We start from the raw sequence: 18,247 nt of genomic DNA on the forward strand, positions 1-18,247 counted from the left end.
GTTTTTAAATGGAAGCGCTTAACCTCAGGGGAGGTAAACGAGGAAGCTTACAAAAACATTTTAGGGGGATTTACATGGAATTATTTGTTATTTTACTGGCGCTCGGGCTGCTGATATTTGTAGCCTACCGTGGGTTTTCAGTTATTTTATTCGCGCCAATATGTGCACTCCTTGCTGTATTACTAATTGATCCAAGCCATGTTTTACCATTCTTTTCCGGGGTATTCATGGAGAAAATGGTTGGATTTATTAAATCCTATTTTGCCGTCTTCCTATTAGGGGCGATTTTTGGAAAAGTTGTTGAAATGTCAGGGATTGCAGAATCAATTGCCAAAACGATTGTCCGTTTACTTGGAGCAAAACGTGCGATGCTGTCGATTGTTTTATTAGGAGCTATTTTAACGTACAGCGGCGTAAGTTTATTCGTAGCCGTCTTTGCCATCTATCCATTTGCAGCACAAATGTTTAGACAAGCGAATATTCCTAAAAGGCTTATTCCAGGAACAATTGCTCTTGGTGCCTTTACCTTCACCATGGACGCACTTCCGGGAACACCGCAAATACAAAACGTCATCCCAATTAACTTTTTTAAAACAGATATTTATGCGGCACCGACGCTTGGAATCATTGGAGCCATTTTTGTTTTAGTTCTAGGACTCGTCTATCTTGAATCTAGAAGAAGAAAGGCAGAAAAAGCGGGTGAGGGTTATTACGGCTTTGGTGCGGAAAACGCGGCTGCCGCTGAAAAATTAGAGGCAAATGAAGTAGCCGCTCCGGATTTAACCTCGCAACAATCCGTTCTAAAACAAATTTTAGCTTTTGTTCCACTCATCCTTGTGGGAGTGACGAATAAATTATTTATAACGTATATTCCAAAATGGTATCCAAACGGCTTTGATTTTTCAGCGATTGGCTTGAAGGCCTACACGGTCGATGTTACAGCAATGGCTGCGATTTGGGCCATTATTATGGCATTAGTTGTTGGTATTATTTCTTCGCTTTTTTATGATTGGAAACGAGTCACGAAAAACTTTAAAGAGGGGCTTAACACAGCGATTGGCGGATCCCTGCTGGCAACGATGAACACAGGTGCTGAGTATGGTTTCGGCGGAATTATTGCTGCTCTGCCTGGTTTTGCAAAAATTAGTGATGGGATTTCCGGTACATTCACGAATCCGCTTGTAAACGGGGCTGTCACAACAAGTACACTTGCCGGTATGACAGGTTCAGCCTCCGGAGGAATGGGGATTGCCTTAGGAGCGATGGCCGATAAGTATAACCAGGCGATTGCCGCAGCCAATATTCCACCAGAAGTCATGCACCGTGTGGTCGCAATGGCATCAGGCGGTATGGATACATTGCCGCACAACGGAGCGGTTATTACGCTGCTTGCGGTAACAGGCCTAACACACAAACAATCCTATAAAGATATTTTCGCCGTAACGGTGATTAAAACATTAGCGGTATTCTTTGTGATTGCGCTTTATACCATCTTTGGCATCATCTAAAAATGAAGATTACTAGACAATTAGGAGGCTCGCATAAATGAGCAAGTTACTAGAAGGAAAGACAGCATTCATTACAGGGTCAGCGAGCGGAATTGGCTTAAGTATTGCTAAGACTTTCGCGCATGAAGGGGCAAAAGTAGTCATTTCCGATTTAAATGCCGAAAAAAGTGAACAGGAGGCGGCAGAATTAAGGGACCAGGGATTTGAAGCCATTGCTGCTCCATGTGATGTAACAAACGAGGAGGCATTTAAGAATAGTATCCAACAAGCCTATAAAACTTTTGGCCGACTCGATATTTTAGTTAATAATGCCGGCATGCAGTATGTTTCACCAATTGAGGAGTTCCCAACAGAAAAGTTTGAGCTCTTGATTAAAATTATGCTAACGGCACCATTCATTGGGATTAAAAACGTCTTCCCTATTATGAAGGAACAGGGTTTTGGACGGATAATTAATATGGCATCCATCAATGGAGTGATTGGCTTTGCTGGAAAGGCTGCTTATAATAGTGCGAAGCATGGCGTCATCGGATTAACAAAGGTTGCGGCGTTGGAGGGTGCAGAGAGCGGAATAACGGTCAATGCCCTTTGCCCAGGTTATGTTGATACACCACTGGTTAGAAATCAATTAGCAGACCTTGCATCAACAAGAAATGTCAGCTTAGACAGTGTAATTGACGAGGTGCTTTTACCGCTTGTACCACAAAAAAGACTCTTATCCGTAACAGAAATTGCCGATTATGCTGTGTTTTTAGCAAGTGATAAAGGGAGAGGAATTACCGGCCAGGCTGTGATTTTAGATGGCGGTTACACCGCACAATAATTAGTTTGAATCCTATTCGATAGCGGATAGGATTCTTTCTTGTGTGGGGAAAACTTCTAATCTAGTGAACATCCATCATCCTTTGTTATAATAAGAATATTCAGCATTGGGAAGGTGTGAATCTATGAACAGCAAAATGGAAGCGATTCCAGCTGATTGGCATGAAGAGATTATCAATCTATTAGCGGAAAGAATCGTTGTGACCGACCGAGAAGGCACGATTCTCTATATAAACAAAGCCTACTGTGAGTTTTTGGGAACAACGGTTGAAGAGGCGATCAACCGGCCTGTTCAGGATGTGATTGAAAACACAAGAATGCACATTGTCGCAGAGACCGGCAAAAAAGAGCTGGCCGCCCTGCATCCCATTAATGGCAGTGAAATGATCGCAAACCGGTACCCTCTGATTGTCGATGGGAAACTTGTCGGGGCCCTTGGGACCGTTATGTTTCGCAGTCCAGAAGAATGGCGGATGTATAAAACGAAGATTCAGCATTTAGTGGAAGAATTAAAATATTATAAAACAAAAATAGACAAAGAGTTAAAGAGTAAATACTATTTTCACGACTTAATTGGCAGCAGTCAGTCCTTTCTCGCGGCGAAAAAATTGGCAGAGCGGATTTCGGCCAGCAACTCCTCTGTTCTTTTAATAGGGGAATCCGGTACAGGAAAAGAATTGTTTGCCCATGCCATTCACAACCACAGCCTCCGTTCTTCACTGCCGTTTGTAGCAATCAACTGTGCTTCTATACCTGAACATCTTTTGGAATCGGAACTATTCGGCTATGAGGATGGCGCGTTTACGGGAGCGAAAAAGGGTGGAAAAAAGGGACAATTTGAACTTGCTCATAACGGAACCCTTTTTCTTGATGAAATCGGTGATATGCCGCTGTCGATGCAAAGTAAACTGTTAAGAGTTTTACAGGAAAAAGAAGTCCAGCGGGTCGGCGGACAAAAATCAATTCCCGTCGATGTCCGGATTATTGCCGCTACACACCGTGATCTTGAAAAAATGGTGGAGGAAGGGAAGTTCCGCCGTGACTTATATTACCGCTTAAATGTTATAAAAATTGAAATCCCCCCATTGAATAAAAGGAAAGAGGACATTAAGTTAATATCGGTAAGTTTGTTAAAAAAACTGGAGCGGAGATTTTTTCGTACAGGAATTGAAATTTCTAAAGAAGTGGAACAACGACTGATGGAGCACTCATGGCCTGGAAATATTCGTGAGCTGGAAAATGTATTGGAGCGAGCAATTAATGTCCTTGATGGACAAACGATTGAAGTGTTCCATCTTCCATTGTATTTACGAGAACTAGAGTTACAGAGTTCTACCCAGATGGTTAGTCCAGTAGGTAAAGAAAAAACTCCTGAAAGAATACTTCCGTTAAAGGAAAGGCTGGCTCAAGTGGAAAAAGAAGCGATTTTGAATGCCCTGACTATGACCAATGGGAATAAGCAGGAAGCGGCTAGATTGTTGGAAATTGGTAAAACAAGGTTTTACGAAAAATGTAATTTTTATGATATAAAATAACTTCTCCTCTCTTACTGATAAAAATTTTAGGATGAAAGTTCTGCAAATTGTCGTTTCTATATAGCAATAGGATTCACTCTGTTTTAAGATTAGAGAGATATTGTAAATTTGAAAAAGTTTGGGTGGAATTCGATGGTTCTTTTAGACTATATTATTAATCTCTCGATTTTTTCTCTATTGGTAAGTACACCATTGGTCATCGGTTCATTCATTCATCATAAACCCATCAAGAATTTCCGGTATTGGGTAGGGGTGTATGGGGGAATTGTTTCGGTTGTCTTGATCAAGTTATCCTTTCAACAGCAGGGCTATTCTTATGATATTCGCTATGCCCCGGTAATTTTGGCATTTGTCTACTTCGGTCCCTTGCCTGGAATCATTACGGGGATTTTTGCATTGGTGACGCGATTACTTGAAAGCGGCCAATGGACAACAGCTATAGTCGGCTGGATGGCTATTATGATTATTTTCTCTCTTATTCATTTTGTAACAAAACGGCATTCTCATGTGAAAAGAAGTGTTATATTTTTCGCAGCTTATGTGGCCATTTATATCATTATTGTCCCCATCATCTTTCATGCCTTTAGAGATAAACCCTTATTTCATTTGCAATATTTAATGTTTGTAACGCTGGGTGTGATTATGGGCGTATTATTGATCGAATCCTATGAGAAGCTGCTCCGGTTAAATCGAGGTTTGTCAGACATGTACAAGCTAGTGGAAGCAAGTGAGTCAAAATACCGATTGATTGCCGAAAATACGTCAGACCTAATTTTGTTGATGGATAAGGGACACGCTATTAGCTACCTTTCTCCTTCTCATGAGCATGTATTAGGCTTTCCGTGCTCTGAATTAGAGAAACATAAATGTTTCTGGTTAATACATCCTGATGATAAACCGATGTTTCTAGATGCGATTAAAAGAATGTATGAATATAATGAGTCCCAATCGATGGAAATTAGAATAACGCATAAAGATGGACACTGGATTGAATTTGAATCTAAGTGTATGCCTGTTAAGGGTGAAGGAGATACAGTTGAAAATATTGTCATCATCAGCAGGGATATATCAGAACGAAAAAAATCCGAGGAAATTCTTCTGCAGTCAGAAAAGCTGTCGATTGTCGGGGAGTTGGCTGCAGGGGTCGCTCATGAGATTCGGAACCCATTGACCACAATCAAAGGTTTTGTTCAGTTATATAAAGCTGAAAATAGTTCGATTGTTTATAATGATTTACTCCTAAGTGAGCTGGAGCGGATTGAGTCGATCACCAGTGAGCTTCTCTCACTGGGAAAACCGCAAGCCGTCCAGTTGGACCAAGTGAATGTAGGAGAGTTACTTGAAAACACAGTTGAGTTACTTTCTCCTCAGGCACATATGAATAATATTCAGTTTGACTTAAAGATTACTGGGGAGCCTTTTATTATGAAAGGGGAAAAGAATCAATTAAAACAGGTTTTCTTAAATGTCTTAAAGAATGCCATAGAAGCGATGCCTGTTGGCGGTGATATTCACATTAAAGTGAGAAAAAGTGAAGCAAATGATTGTATGATATCAGTCCAGGACCATGGCTTGGGCATCCCTGAGGAACTACTCCCGCGTTTAGGAGAGCCGTTTTACAGCTTAAAAGAAAAAGGGACAGGCCTTGGTGTTATGATTTGCCACAAAATCCTAAAACAACACAACGGAAGTATCACCTATACAAGCAAACTAAACAAAGGAACCAAAGTAGAAATCAAACTCCCACTAACAAGTTAAAAATAGTCATTTGGGTGACAGGCACTACCCGTGGACAATGTCCACGGGCGGTGCCTGTCACCTTTTCTTATATTTGCAAGTTAAGGTTGTGGCATATAATGACTAACTTGGCATATTTATTTACTATCAAACGTTTGATGAATGGTATTAGCAATTGTTAGGATGAATGTAATTCCGAGTTGACTGATAGGAGAGTTGGATTTTCTATAAGGAAACAGGGGAGGAATACGATGAATACGGTTCTGATCATTGTAAATGTCGCTGTTTTACTATTGCTTATGTTTGGGTTATTTATGATGCAAAAAAAGCATGTGTCGTTTTCAAAACGAGTCTTCACGGCTTTGGGTTTAGGAATTATTTTTGGTTATCTTATTCATTTGATTTATGGGACTACACATGAAGTGACCACCAAATCCATTGATTGGTTTAACATTGTGGGAATCGGATATATAAAACTACTCCAAATGGTTGTAATGCCGCTTGTCTTTATTTCAATTGTCGGGGCTTTCACAAAACTTAAATTGACGAAGAATATTGGGAAAATCAGTTTTCTGGTCATCGGCATCTTGCTCGGAACTACCGCTATTGCTGCCGCAATTGGGATTGGCTCGGCATTAGGCTTTGGCCTGGATGGCGTCCAGCTTACTCAAGGGGATGCTGAAAAGGCACGAAATGATCAATTAGCGGAAAGGGCCGCAGGAATTGAAAATATGACCCTGCCGCAGCAAATCATCGAATTAGTTCCGAGTAATCCATTTCAAGATTTAACAGGTGCGAGGGCTACCTCTACGATTGCGGTTGTGATCTTTGCAGCGTTCATTGGGATTGCTTACCTTGGGATTAAAAGGAAGGACCCGGGACCTGCTGAGTTTTTCGCGAAGATTATTGACACTCTCTATTCGGTTATCATGAGAGTTGTCACAATCATCTTGCGCCTGACACCTTATGGAATTCTAGCCATTATCACAAAGGTGACGGCAACAAGTGATTATCAGGCAATTGCAAAACTAGGGAAGTTTGTCATTGCCTCCTATGTCGCACTGATCATCATGTTTGTTGTGCATTTACTCTTCCTATCATTGGCGAAATTAAATCCATTCAGATATGTGAAGAAGGGACTTCCAACCTTAACCTTTGCCTTCACGTCCCGAACAAGCGCAGGGACATTGCCTATGACGATTAAAACACAAACCAAGGACCTTGGTGTTTCAGAAGGAATTGCCAATTTCGCCGGATCATTTGGCCTAACGATTGGTCAGAATGGCTGTGCGGGCATTTACCCAGCCATGTTAGCGGTAATGGTGGCGCCAAGTGCAGGGATTGATCCAACAAGCCTGTCCTTTATTGTGACACTTATTCTGGTTGTGGCCATTAGCTCATTTGGAGTGGCCGGCGTTGGCGGCGGCGCCACGTTTGCAGCCTTAATTGTCTTATCTGTCCTGAACCTTCCGATCGCAATCGTCGGTCTTCTCATTTCAGTAGAACCTATCATTGACATGGGGCGTACCGCACTGAACGTCAGTGGGGCGATGACAGCAGGTGTTCTCACAAGCAAAGCCACTGGAGAATTCAACGAGGAGACCTATTCACAGCCAAATATTGTTGAAGCCTAAAAACCAGGTGACAGGCGGTGCCTGTCACCATTTTTAATTTTTGCACTTAGTTAAGCGTATTTTTGCAGGTCACATTCTTGAATTACAGCGGTGTACTGGCGGATGAGGTTAGTCCATATCCGATCCCAGCTCTGGGTCAGAGCATAGTTCAAGATTGGGAAAACTATGCTGGCTTAGTAGTAGGAGTGATGTAGGGGAGGGGAAGAAACGGAAGGTTATAATACTGCAGATAATCATCAAAATTGGTATGATACGATCCAACAAGAGGTATAGTAAGATTTTTTGAAAAATAAACTCCACAAAGGCCAATGTTAAATGGGGTTGCTACATGAATTAAATCCGGTGCGAAGTTTTGTAGTTCTGATTTCAATTGATAAAGATTTGGAAAGGCTATTCGGCATTCAGGATACATGAAAAATGAAAGGCTCTTAGAGCGATGTATATGGCCAGCATCAGGCTCCTCTGCTGGAGAGGCTGGTACAAATAGTTTAAACGTAATGTTTTGGCTCTCAAGGAAGTCAGTCAACCTTTTCAACGTTCGAGCAACACCGTTTATGTCAGGATAAAAAGTATCAGTGAAAATGGCAATTCTCATGTCATCCCTCCTAACAAATATCTTACAAACATAACAAACAAAAGCACAATAACCCAGAAAGGGTACCAAGAACACCACCTGCAAGGATATCTGAAGGATAGTGAAGTCCTAAATAAATCCTGGATATCCCCACACACATTCCTAAAGGAATTAGAACGAGTCCAAGTTGTGGATAGGCTAAAATATAAGGAGTTATAACAGAAAAAATGGCCGTTGTATGCCCTGAAGGGAAGGAATGGTCCTGTAATGGATTAGCGGGAAACTTGGTACTTTCGATCATCAAGTAAGGTCTTTTTCGCGGAAACAGCTGTTTCATGACATGGACAGGGATATGGCTTGCCGATAATGCAAGAGCGCTGCTAATGGCGGTTAACCTAGGTTCACCTGAAGAGATTACAATAAGAAGGAAGACAGCCGCGATGGTGATGTCTGCTCCTCCAAACTGCGTAAGGATTCGAAAGAATAGATTTAACAGCTTTTTATCAAAATGGCGATTTACTCGTTGTAATAAGCGGCAATCAAATCCATAAACAGCATCGATTATTTTCATCATGGTCAGTCCCCTCCAACAGGTTACTTCGTTATGTCAGGTCTCCAAGCTTTGAGAAAGTGAGGGCCTATCTCTTTGTCCAGCCCGATTCCATATGCTACTTCCTCTAAATTAGCCCCGACATTATCACAAAAGCCCGCCATTTCATTCATAAAACGTATTTTGGTTGCTAAAAAGGCATTGAAAGCATATTTAATCATTTCGGCACTTCGGAGGTCCGTTTTGTATATCGGGATTTGCAGCGGTTGGTAAAAATTGCTCCATAACTGCTGCCGCATTGGGGTCTCTGGTACCGATTACAATACGGTCTCCATGAAAAAAGTCAATAATCGCTGTACCTTCACGAAGAAATTCAGGATTAGCAACTACTTCTGCTTGAAGGTTAGGAGGTTTTCTGCTGTCAATGATTTCTTGAATGAGTTCGTTCGTACCAACTGGAACAGCACCTCTAGTGCAAATTATTACGTCCCTCTCAATATAATGAGCGATCGTATGGGCAGCCACGTGGATGTACTTTAAATCTGCTGAACCGTCGTTTTTTTCTGGGGTACCTACAGCAATGAAGATAAGGTCAGCTTTTGAATAGGCATCATAAGGGTTAATCGTAAAATTCAGCTGCTTGTTATGTAAGTTCTTTTCCAATAGAGAATCTAACCCAGGCTCAATAATAGGGGAACGTCCGCTCTGCAGCATATCAATTTTCTCTTTTTGAACGTCAACACATGTCACCACATGTCCGAACTCCGCTAAACAAGCACTAGTAACCAATCCTACATAACCTGCTCCAGCAACTGTAACCTTCATCCAATCCCTCCAATAATTTGTTTACTTTATTGTATTAGCAAATGATGGATTTTTTCTAAACCTAGTGTAAAGAGAGTGTTAAGACTGTGTTAGTTTTAAAAAATGCATAATAATATATTTAATTCATAATACTTGAATTCAAGATAATTATAGGTTACACTTAAGATGTTCAAATGAATAATAAGTGTAATGGAATTAAACCATATTAGGCATAGAATGATTACTATTATTTTTGTATTGATAGGAAAAGGATGGGATCAACATGGAACAGTTTCATCAGGAACCAAACATTTATGTTGGTGAGGTTACGATAAAGGTAAAAAGTCTCGCTTATTCTGTTACGTTTTATCAAAATATTATCGGTCTTCAACTTTTGGAACAAAGTGAACGGAAAGCTGTTTTGACCGCTGATGGTCAAACCCCTCTGTTAACCTTGGAAGAACCAGCAGATGTCATTCCGAAACAGGAAGGCATGTCAGGATTGTATCATTTTGCGATATTACTGCCATCGCGGACCGACTTAGGGGACTTCTTACGGCACTTAATTTTAACAGGGTACCCGCTTGGGGCTGCCGATCATTATGTAAGTGAGGCTTTATATTTGAATGACCCTGATGGTAATGGGATTGAAGTTTATCGGGACCGGCCTTCTTCTGAATGGACCTGGAAAAATGGTTTAGTTGAAATGGCCACTGAACAGTTGGATGCAGAAGGAATTCTCGAAGAGAGTAACGATGAATGGAAAGGCCTTCCGTCTGGGACACTTATGGGGCACATCCATCTGCATGTAGGTGATTTGGAAAAAGCAAAAGAATTCTATACAAAAGGAATGGGCTTTGAGGTTGTAAGTTACTATCCGCAAGCAGTGTTTCTTTCGTCCGGCCGATATCACCATCATGTTGCCATCAATACTTGGCAGGGAGCAGGAGCTCCAACGCCGCCGAAAAATAGTGTTGGTTTAAATTGGTATTCGATTGTTTTCCCAAATCAGGAGGCAAGGGAAAAAGTCATGGAGCAACTAAAGCAAATAGGGGCTCCTTTAAGCAATGAAGGAAACTTTTATGTCACAAGCGATCCAGCAGGAAACCAAATTCATCTCGTCGTATAAAAGAAAAGATCCCTGCTTCGCTCGTCTAGTGCAATGAGCAGGCAGGGATCTTTCTTGCATTTAAGAGGTTTCTCTTATGAGAAAAACCCCAACGCATATTTAATGCCTTCTTCTACTTCAGTGGTTTCATAACCTTGTAAATCCTCATGAGTGATTTCTAATTTTGTTCTTGCTAAAGAATAGCCGCTGTCTAAATTTACATCCAATAGAACCTCATACCCAATCTCAGTTTGCGTAATTTGAATAATGTCATAATCGCGAATCGCCGTACCCGTATCGTACTCAAGCGGCTCTAATTCAGACATACTAAACCCTCCTCTTCATCCTTCAAACATGATTATTTTCCGCTAAACCCCAAAAATAATTCGGTGCATTCCCAATCGGTGCCTGTCACCATTACTAAGTCGAAGGAGTTAATAATGGTGACAGGCACCAAGTTAAAGGTTTTTGTTGGGAATGTGACGAATTATGAAGTGGGAAGGCTATTTTAGTAAAGTGTATTTTATATAAAGGTTGTGATGTTTGTGTGTTTGATTCTGTTTGCCTATCGTGTTCATAAGGAGTTTCCACTAATTGTTGCGGCAAATCGCGATGAATTTTATCGACGGCCAACCGCTCCTGCACACTTTTGGGAGGATCATCCTGAAATTCTGGCAGGAAGGGACCTAGAAAGAATGGGCACGTGGATGGGAGTGACCACTAGCGGGCGCTTTGCGGCCTTGACTAATTACCGCAATCCAAAGGAAGCAACGGAGGGAAAACGTTCACGCGGAGAATTAGTGGCGGATGCCTTGAAATATAAAGGAAATATAGAAGAATATATGCACCATCTTGCAGCACATAATCACTTGTATCCCGGTTATAACTTATTGGCAGGTGACGGGCACGATCTATATTATTATTCGAATGTCGGCCAAAAGCTGGAAAAATTAAAGCCTGGCATATATGGAGTGAGTAACCAGTTATTAAATAGCAGCTGGCCTAAGGTAGAAAAGGGGAAGTCTGGTTTAGCCCACATCATAAAGGAACACAACAATGGGATGACTGAAAAATTGTTTGCCTTGTTGCAAAGTGCGGATCCCGCCCCGGATGAAGCTCTTCCACGTACAGGTGTGACATTGGAATGGGAACGGCTGCTTTCGCCGTTGTTTATTGAGAGTGAGCACTATGGAACGCGAAGTTCAACAGTAATGTTCATGACAGGAACAAAGCTTCAATATATAGAAAGAGTCTATACGGAGAACGGCGAAAATATCCAACCATTTACGATTGAGCTGTTTGAAAAAGAAAACTAATCAAACGTTCAGTTAGGCAGGAAGATGAAAAGGTAGAGTACGAAAATTAAAAAACCTGAAGAAGGAGCACTTTTTTAAAAAGTGTTCCCTTTTCAGGTTTTTTTGGAGAGGGGTGAATATACTTATATTTACATTACACTTACACCCCAATTACTTTCAATGACTGGCGCAGCCCTTCTAGAGCAAACCCTGTTATATACCTAAAAACAAAAATAGCGACAATTGGTGAGATATCAATAGGTCCCAATGGAGGAATGAACCGTCTAAAAATGCTTAAATATGGTTCGACGAGCTTAGATATCCACATCCCAATCTTGGTGGATTGAAATTGTGGAAACCAGGAACCAAAAATTGATATTAAGATAAGCCAATAATAAAGTTCAAAAGCATATTGTCCAATTTGCAAAATGTATAATCCCAATTTATATCTCCCCGTCTTTTAGAGTTTTATTATAAGTACAAACTTCGTAAGATACATATATATACGACTAAGCCCACTAAAGGTTTCATAATTCTGATTGATGTCATAAAATGCTATTTATACTGAATCCCAGTTAGATAAAAATAAACAAACGGGAAAGATGTAGTGACAATGCCTTTAATGGGTTTATTATTCCATAAAGAACTTAACAAATCCTTAAATTCAATGGTTGGCGAATGAAAAATATTAATCAAACGTTTAATTAATTCAGCAACAAAACTAATCAAACGTTTGATTAGATCTTGGCCCACATTGATAAATCAACATTATTTGCCCATATAAGATAACTAATCAAACGTTTAGTTAAATGGATATGATAGGTAAGTTTTTAAATGACTAAAAAGGGAACTTATTTACTATGTGATATATACTATAAGTGAGAAAGGACGTGATTAGATTGAAAAAAGGTTGGTTAGTAATAGGAATTGTGGTCGCTGTCATTGTGATCTTCGGCCTCATGTTTATGTCCAGCTATAACAGCTTTGTCAATCTAGAAGAAGACGTGAATCAGTCGCATGCTCAAATCGAAAATCAACTCCAGAGAAGGCTCGATTTAATACCAAACTTAGTCAATACCGTAAAAGGCTATGCAGCACATGAAAAAGAAGTCATTGCCTCGATCTCAGATGCACGTGCAAAGCTTGCCGGAGCAAAAACACCCGAGGAAGAAGCGACCGCTAACGATCAATTATCCGGTGCATTAAGCCGCTTGCTTGTTGTCGTTGAAAATTATCCAAACCTTAAAGCGGACCAGCAATTTACCCAGTTGATGGATGAACTGGCTGGAACCGAAAACAGAATAGCAGTTGCGCGTAAGGATTATAATGAGCAAGTTGCTAAATTTAATAAAAAAGTAAAAAGATTCCCAGGCTCGATCATTGCAGGAATCGGCGGGTTTGATCAAAAAGAATATTTTAAAGCAGCCCCCCAAGCTCAAGAAGCCCCAAAAGTTGATTTTGGAGGCAATGGGTAATGAAAGCAAAACGGATCTTCAGCTTCTTATTGGTTTTTACCACGTTATTTCTGTGTACAGCCCGTGCACTTGCTGAGGATGTCCAAATACCTGCTCCCGTCGGAGATATTTATGTACAAGATTTTGCCCATGTCCTAAATGAAACAGAAAAAGCTGAATTAATCAACATAGGCAGAAAAATTGAAGATCAGACAACTGCACAGGTCGCTGTGTTAACTGTTGAAACCATTGGCAATAAAACCATTGAAGAATATGCAAATGAGGCGTTTCGTCAATATGGAATCGGCAGCAAAAAAGAGGACAATGGGGTCCTGCTTGTTTTATCAATGAAGGAACACAAAATTCGGATTGAGGTCGGCTACGGCCTTGAAGGAAGAATTCCCGATGCGAAAGCCGGCCGAATTTTAGATCAATATGCGATTCCTTATTTAAAAAATAACCAGCCGAACCAGGCTGTAATGGAAACTTACCAAGCGCTCGCCAAAGAGGCTCTTGCGGAATATAACGGCGAGAACGGACAAAAAACGGTGCCAAAGGATGAAGGGATCGGAATCCCATCCTGGCTGATCGTCATCATTGTTCTGGTCGTTGTCTTCCTTGATTTTAAATTTTTCGGAGGCACACTTACCTATTTACTCCTCTCCATATTATCCCGCGGCGGCGGAAGAGGAGGCGGTGGCGGCGGGCCCCGAGGAGGCGGCGGCGGTTCCTCTGGCGGCGGAGGAGCAAGCCGGGGCTGGTGAGGATAGCAAAAAAAGATGCTCTCTAGTTGAGGGCATCTTTTTCTAACTTCATTCCTTTTCTTTTCTTCAGATAGGAATAGGAAAGGAGGATTCCTACTAGGAAAAAAACAATGATATAGATACTATATCTTGAAAAATAGGTTCCTACATAGACCCAATTTTCACCAAGTATTCTGCCAAGAGAAATAAAGGCAAAGCACCATAGCAATGCTCCTAAATAAGCATACAAGGCGAACTTTTTATAAGAGAAATGGTTAATTCCTGCGAGATAGGCAGTAATATGCCTCACTCCTGGAATGAAAAAGCCTATAACAAGAAGGAATGGACCAAATTTATTGAATAACTTCTTCGTTCGTTCAATTTTTGCCTCACTGATATGGAGCTTTGGACCAAACTTATGTAAAAATGGCGCTCCTAACACAATCCCTAATATAAAGCTAAGCGTAATGCCGGTGCTCGCCCCAAAATAGGCACATAGGAGTGAAGGAAGATACGCTAGTTTACCCTCGAAAATATTATAGCCAACATAAGTAAGAAGAACCTCATCGGGAATCGGCAGTCCAATAATGCCGCCAATCAAAGCAAAAATAATCCCAAGATAGCCAAAGTGTTCAATAAGATGATTTAAGTAATCCATCGTTACACTTCCTATATTCCATTCTAAAATTTAGCTAATATCTATTATCTGCAAAAATTCTCACTTTTATGTATGCCTTGACACCATTTTCCACTTCAGCCGTGAATATAGTGAAGTAAATGTCTTTTTTAGGAGTGGTCTGATGCCGATTGAATGGAATGAAGATGAGCAGCTATTTCATTTGTATAATGGCAAAATCAGTTACATGGTTCAACTTGTCCATGGAAAATATTTAGCGCATGTATATTGGGGGAGTAGGGTACAAATACTTCAGCCCTCAGCGATCCTTCCATTTAAAGGAAGAGCCTTTTCACCAATGACTGAACCGGCTGACCCCCGTTTTTCACTTGATACTCTGCCACAGGAATATCCTGCCTTTGGAAATGGCGACTTCCGAACGCCGGCCTATCAGCTTCGTGCTCCTGACGGGTCAACGGTTACTGAATTTGTATATGATTCCTATGAAATTCTTAAAGGAAAGCCTCGCTTGAATGGATTGCCAATGGCCTATGTGGAAGAGGAGGAGGAGGCAGACACGCTGGTGATCACATTGGTAGATTCCACGCTTGGTGTTGGACTAAACTTGCACTATACAATTTACCGTGATTTTGAAGTGATAACGAGATCGGTCTCCTTTGAAAACTTAGGCAGCCGTGAGGTGAAGATAGAGAAATGTATGAGCATGTCTGTTGATTTCCATGACTCGAATTGGGACTGGCTTCATCTTCAGGGAACGTGGGCAAGAGAACGGCAGATAGAACGCCGCCCGATGACCCACGGTGTTCAATCCATTTCTTCCACAAGGGGTGCGAGCAGTCATCAACAGAATCCTTTTCTGGCGTTATTATCAAAAGATGCCACGGAAGACCATGGCAAGGTATATGGAATGAGTCTGGTCTATAGCGGGAATTTTCAGGCTTCCATTGAGGTCGATCCCTATGAGATCACCCGAATCAGCATGGGAATTAATCCATTTAATTTTTCTTGGGTCCTAACGCCAGGTGAAATTTTTCAAACACCAGAGGTGATGATGGTCTATTCCTCAGAGGGTTTGGGCGGAATGTCGAGAACTTTTCATAAAATCATTCGGAGCCGGATTTGCCGGGGGGTTTATCGGGACAGGGCACGGCCTATCCTCATTAATAATTGGGAGGCTACCTACTTTCAATTCACTGAAAAAAAATTAAAGGAAATTGCTGATGCTGCAAAGGGACTTGGCATTGAGCTGTTTGTTTTAGATGATGGCTGGTTTGGCCGGCGTGATAATGCGAAGAGTTCACTCGGTGATTGGGAGGTTAATCGAAAAAAACTGCCCAATGGATTAAACGGATTAGCCCGTTATCTCAATGGGAAAGGGATGCAATTCGGATTGTGGGTCGAGCCGGAAATGGTTTCGCCAGATAGTGATTTGTACCGCAGGCATCCGGACTGGTGTCTGCATGCACCGGGGAGGAATCGAACTCTTTCGAGAAATCAGCTTGTTCTAGATTTAAGCCAGAATGATGTACGCGAATGGCTGATTGAAACGCTCACGACACTTTTTCAAAGTGCCCCGATTTCCTACGTAAAATGGGACATGAACCGAAATATGACAGAAGTGGGGTCAGCCGCATTGCCCTCGGAAAGGCAGAAGGAAACGGCCCATCGCTATATGCTCGGGTTGTATCGGATAATAGAGGAATTAACGTCACGATTTCCAGAGATTTTGTTTGAAAGCTGTTCGGGCGGGGGCGGCCGCTTTGACCTAGGGATGCTTTATTACATGCCTCAAACCTGGACGAGTGATGATACGGATGCCGTCGAAAGGCTGAAAATTCAATATGGAACAAGTATCGTTTATCCAGCCATCACGATGGGTGCCCATGTATCAGATGTCCCGAATCATCAGGTTGGCAGGGTGACGCCATTAAGGATGAGATGTCATGTCGCCATGGCCGCCAATCTTGGGCTTGAATTAAATGTTGATAAACTTAGCAGGGAAGATCGAGAGTTAGTTAAGAAGGAGATCCAACTTTATCATCAAATAAAAGATATTGTCCTTTTTGGTGATTTGTATCGGCTGTGGAGTCCTTTTGAGGGGATGGATACCGCTTGGATGTATGTAGGAAACGGTCAAAAGCAAGCTGTGGTGTTTTATTATAAAACGCTGGCAACGCCAAATCCACCTTTTTTACGCTTGAGATTACAGGGGCTGAATCCACAGCTTAAATACAAAATAAATAACGGGGACAGAGTTTTCTATGGGGATGAACTGCTGAAGATTGGGTTTACCTTACCGTTGATAAAGGAAGACTTTTTCTCTGAAATTTATTGTTTAACGAGCTGTGAACGGAAATAAAAGAGTGAATATTTTTAATATTACCTATAAATTAACTTCTTTGAGGATTAAAATGGTGATAAAGATAGATTACTAGCTTCAATGTGATGGAGGAGAACAAAATGAATCTTTATGATGAATTGCTAGCGATGCTCGGGGATAGTGAGCGGGTTTCAATCAATGAAACCCTTTTAGAACAGCATAGTAAAGGGGAGGCATACCATCCGCCATTCAGCCCGGATGCCGTCGTGTTTCCTAAGACAAAAGAGGAGGTAAGCCGGATTGTTCAATTCGCGGGTGAACATTCTATTCCCCTTGTTCCCTACGGGGCGGGGACAAGCTTGGAAGGGCAAATTATTCCGGTTCAGGGGGGCATCAGTCTTAATTTCAGTCTAATGAATCAAATCGTCTCGATCCGGCCTGATGACTTCCAGGTCAGCGTCCAGCCAGGGGTGACTAGAAATCAGCTCAATCAAGTCTTGAAAAAGCATGGGCTGTTTTTTCCAACGGATCCAGGGGCAGATGCATCGATTGGCGGAATGGCTGCGACGAATGCAAGTGGTACCAACAGCGTAAAATACGGGGTGATGCGTGATCAAGTCCTCGGGTTAGAGGTGGTTTTAGCCGATGGGTCAATCATTCGAACAGGTGGACATTCTTTTAAATCTTCAGCAGGCTACAATTTAACAGGCTTGTTTGTCGGATCAGAAGGGACACTGGGTATTTTTACAGAGTTAACGTTAAAGCTTCGCGGGATTCCAGAGGCCATATCTGCTGTGAAAGCCACGTTCCCTTCGATTGAAGCTGCAGGAAATGCGGCTGCCATTCTTTTAAAAGCAGGTCTTGCGATTGGGAGAATCGAGCTGGTTGACGAAAAAACGATTCGAGCAGTAAATCATTTTAAAAGTACTGAATTCAGGGAAGAACCAACCCTTTTCTTAGAGTTCAGCGGCAATGAACCGGAAGTTACATATAGCGTAGAAGTCATGCAAGAGATTCTAAAGGATGAGCAATGTGTTTCTTTTGAATTTGAGAATGACTCGTTAAGAAGGGCCCAATTATGGGAGGCAAGGCATCATGCGGCCTTTGCTATACAGGCCGCTAATCCTGGCAAAGTCTTAATGTTTACCGATGTCTGCGTTCCGTTATCGGAACTCGCTGGGGCCTTAAAGCAGACGAGGGGTGTCATTGAGAAATTTGGCTTAGAGGGGGCTGTTTTGGGTCATGTCGGTGATGGGAACTACCATGCCTGCCTGCCGATTGACCCGAACAGCGAAGAAGAACTGGAAGTGGTCGAAGGAGTTCATCATCAGATTGTCTCCTATGCCTTATCCAAAGGGGGAACCTGCACCGGGGAACACGGCATCGGACTCGGCAAAAAAGCGTTCTTGCAGGAAGAACACGGAGACCTAATCCCCATCATGAAAACAATCAAAAACAACCTCGACCCCAAAAACATCCTAAACCCAGGGAAAATATTCTAAAGGGTGACGGTGACAGTGACAGGC

18 protein-coding genes are annotated in these 18,247 nt (G+C 41.8%); 11 read left to right on the plus strand and 7 right to left on the minus strand.

Going from position 1 to position 18,247, the window contains the following annotated elements; genetic code table 11:
* The first annotated feature begins 74 nt into the window (after window positions 1-74).
* The 5 genes from L1999_RS02735 to L1999_RS02755 all read left to right on the plus strand — a co-directional run bounded on the left by L1999_RS02735 (window position 75) and on the right by L1999_RS02755 (window position 7,236).
* Window positions 75-1,508: a GntP family permease gene (locus L1999_RS02735; protein WP_235742122.1), complete on the plus strand. Its 1,434-nt coding sequence runs from the start codon at window positions 75-77 to the stop codon at window positions 1,506-1,508.
* A 37-nt stretch (window positions 1,509-1,545) separates the two neighbouring features.
* Window positions 1,546-2,331 carry a 3-hydroxybutyrate dehydrogenase gene (locus L1999_RS02740; RefSeq protein WP_235742123.1) on the plus strand — a complete coding sequence of 262 codons (786 nt, stop codon included), beginning with the start codon at window positions 1,546-1,548 and terminating at the stop codon, window positions 2,329-2,331.
* 124 nt (window positions 2,332-2,455) lie between these two features.
* Window positions 2,456-3,865: a sigma-54 interaction domain-containing protein gene (locus L1999_RS02745; RefSeq protein WP_235742124.1), complete on the plus strand. Its 1,410-nt coding sequence runs from the start codon at window positions 2,456-2,458 to the stop codon at window positions 3,863-3,865.
* 132 nt (window positions 3,866-3,997) lie between these two features.
* Window positions 3,998-5,623: an ATP-binding protein gene (locus tag L1999_RS02750; protein WP_235742125.1), complete on the plus strand. Its 1,626-nt coding sequence runs from the start codon at window positions 3,998-4,000 to the stop codon at window positions 5,621-5,623.
* 230 nt (window positions 5,624-5,853) lie between these two features.
* Entirely contained in the window at window positions 5,854-7,236 is a 1,383-nt protein-coding gene (locus tag L1999_RS02755; protein ID WP_235742126.1) for an L-cystine transporter, read from the plus strand.
* Window positions 7,237-7,399: 163 nt separating this feature from the next.
* On the opposite strand, the gene L1999_RS02760 is transcribed toward L1999_RS02755, so the two are convergent.
* The 4 genes from L1999_RS02760 to L1999_RS02775 are packed head-to-tail and all read right to left on the minus strand — an operon-like array spanning window position 7,400 to window position 9,185.
* Entirely contained in the window at window positions 7,400-7,831 is a 432-nt protein-coding gene (locus tag L1999_RS02760; RefSeq protein ID WP_345790874.1) for a glycosyltransferase, read from the minus strand.
* Between the two features lie 22 nt (window positions 7,832-7,853).
* The gene (locus L1999_RS02765) at window positions 7,854-8,384 is read right to left on the minus strand and encodes a phosphatase PAP2 family protein (protein WP_430540000.1); all 531 of its coding nucleotides are present in this window, start codon (window positions 8,382-8,384) and stop codon (window positions 7,854-7,856) included.
* Between the two features lie 20 nt (window positions 8,385-8,404).
* Complete coding sequence (locus tag L1999_RS29740; protein WP_345790875.1) at window positions 8,405-8,659, minus strand: hypothetical protein; 255 nt, start codon at window positions 8,657-8,659, stop codon at window positions 8,405-8,407.
* A complete protein-coding gene (locus tag L1999_RS02775) occupies window positions 8,574-9,185 on the minus strand; it encodes a nucleotide sugar dehydrogenase (RefSeq protein ID WP_235742127.1) in 612 nt (203 codons plus the stop codon). The genes L1999_RS29740 and L1999_RS02775 overlap by 86 nt, the downstream gene beginning before the upstream one ends.
* 262 nt (window positions 9,186-9,447) lie before the next feature.
* Here L1999_RS02775 and L1999_RS02780 point away from each other — a divergent pair, with 262 nt between their 5' ends.
* Complete coding sequence (locus tag L1999_RS02780) at window positions 9,448-10,293, plus strand: VOC family protein (protein ID WP_235742128.1); 846 nt, start codon at window positions 9,448-9,450, stop codon at window positions 10,291-10,293.
* A gap of 74 nt (window positions 10,294-10,367) precedes the next feature.
* On the opposite strand, the gene L1999_RS02785 is transcribed toward L1999_RS02780, so the two are convergent.
* Window positions 10,368-10,598 (minus strand): hypothetical protein, encoded by a 231-nt coding sequence (locus L1999_RS02785; protein ID WP_215045309.1) that lies wholly within the window; start codon window positions 10,596-10,598, stop codon window positions 10,368-10,370.
* A gap of 213 nt (window positions 10,599-10,811) precedes the next feature.
* Between L1999_RS02785 and L1999_RS02790 the strand changes: the two genes are divergently transcribed.
* Window positions 10,812-11,588: an NRDE family protein gene (locus L1999_RS02790; RefSeq protein ID WP_430540001.1), complete on the plus strand. Its 777-nt coding sequence runs from the start codon at window positions 10,812-10,814 to the stop codon at window positions 11,586-11,588.
* Between the two features lie 139 nt (window positions 11,589-11,727).
* Here the strand turns inward: L1999_RS02790 and L1999_RS02795 are convergent, their stop codons facing one another.
* Window positions 11,728-12,009, minus strand: a complete 282-nt coding sequence (locus L1999_RS02795) for a YggT family protein (RefSeq protein ID WP_235742130.1) — start codon at window positions 12,007-12,009, stop codon at window positions 11,728-11,730.
* A 457-nt stretch (window positions 12,010-12,466) separates the two neighbouring features.
* Between L1999_RS02795 and L1999_RS02800 the strand changes: the two genes are divergently transcribed.
* Both L1999_RS02800 and L1999_RS02805 read left to right on the plus strand, forming a co-directional pair.
* Complete coding sequence (locus L1999_RS02800) at window positions 12,467-13,042, plus strand: LemA family protein (protein WP_235742131.1); 576 nt, start codon at window positions 12,467-12,469, stop codon at window positions 13,040-13,042.
* Window positions 13,042-13,785 carry a TPM domain-containing protein gene (locus tag L1999_RS02805; RefSeq protein WP_235742132.1) on the plus strand — a complete coding sequence of 248 codons (744 nt, stop codon included), beginning with the start codon at window positions 13,042-13,044 and terminating at the stop codon, window positions 13,783-13,785. The genes L1999_RS02800 and L1999_RS02805 overlap by 1 nt, the downstream gene beginning before the upstream one ends.
* A 22-nt stretch (window positions 13,786-13,807) precedes the next feature.
* On the opposite strand, the gene L1999_RS02810 is transcribed toward L1999_RS02805, so the two are convergent.
* Window positions 13,808-14,422: a DedA family protein gene (locus L1999_RS02810; RefSeq protein ID WP_235742133.1), complete on the minus strand. Its 615-nt coding sequence runs from the start codon at window positions 14,420-14,422 to the stop codon at window positions 13,808-13,810.
* A gap of 142 nt (window positions 14,423-14,564) precedes the next feature.
* Between L1999_RS02810 and L1999_RS02815 the strand changes: the two genes are divergently transcribed.
* Both L1999_RS02815 and L1999_RS02820 read left to right on the plus strand, forming a co-directional pair.
* Window positions 14,565-16,760 carry an alpha-galactosidase gene (locus L1999_RS02815; protein WP_235742134.1) on the plus strand — a complete coding sequence of 732 codons (2,196 nt, stop codon included), beginning with the start codon at window positions 14,565-14,567 and terminating at the stop codon, window positions 16,758-16,760.
* Window positions 16,761-16,861: 101 nt separating this feature from the next.
* On the plus strand, window positions 16,862-18,223 hold the full coding sequence (locus tag L1999_RS02820; protein WP_235742135.1) for an FAD-binding oxidoreductase: 1,362 nt from the start codon (window positions 16,862-16,864) through the stop codon (window positions 18,221-18,223).
* Window positions 18,224-18,247 lie beyond the last annotated feature (24 nt).

This window comes from Neobacillus drentensis (assembly GCF_021560175.1).
Lineage (GTDB): Bacteria > Bacillota > Bacilli > Bacillales > Cytobacillaceae > Neobacillus > Neobacillus drentensis_A.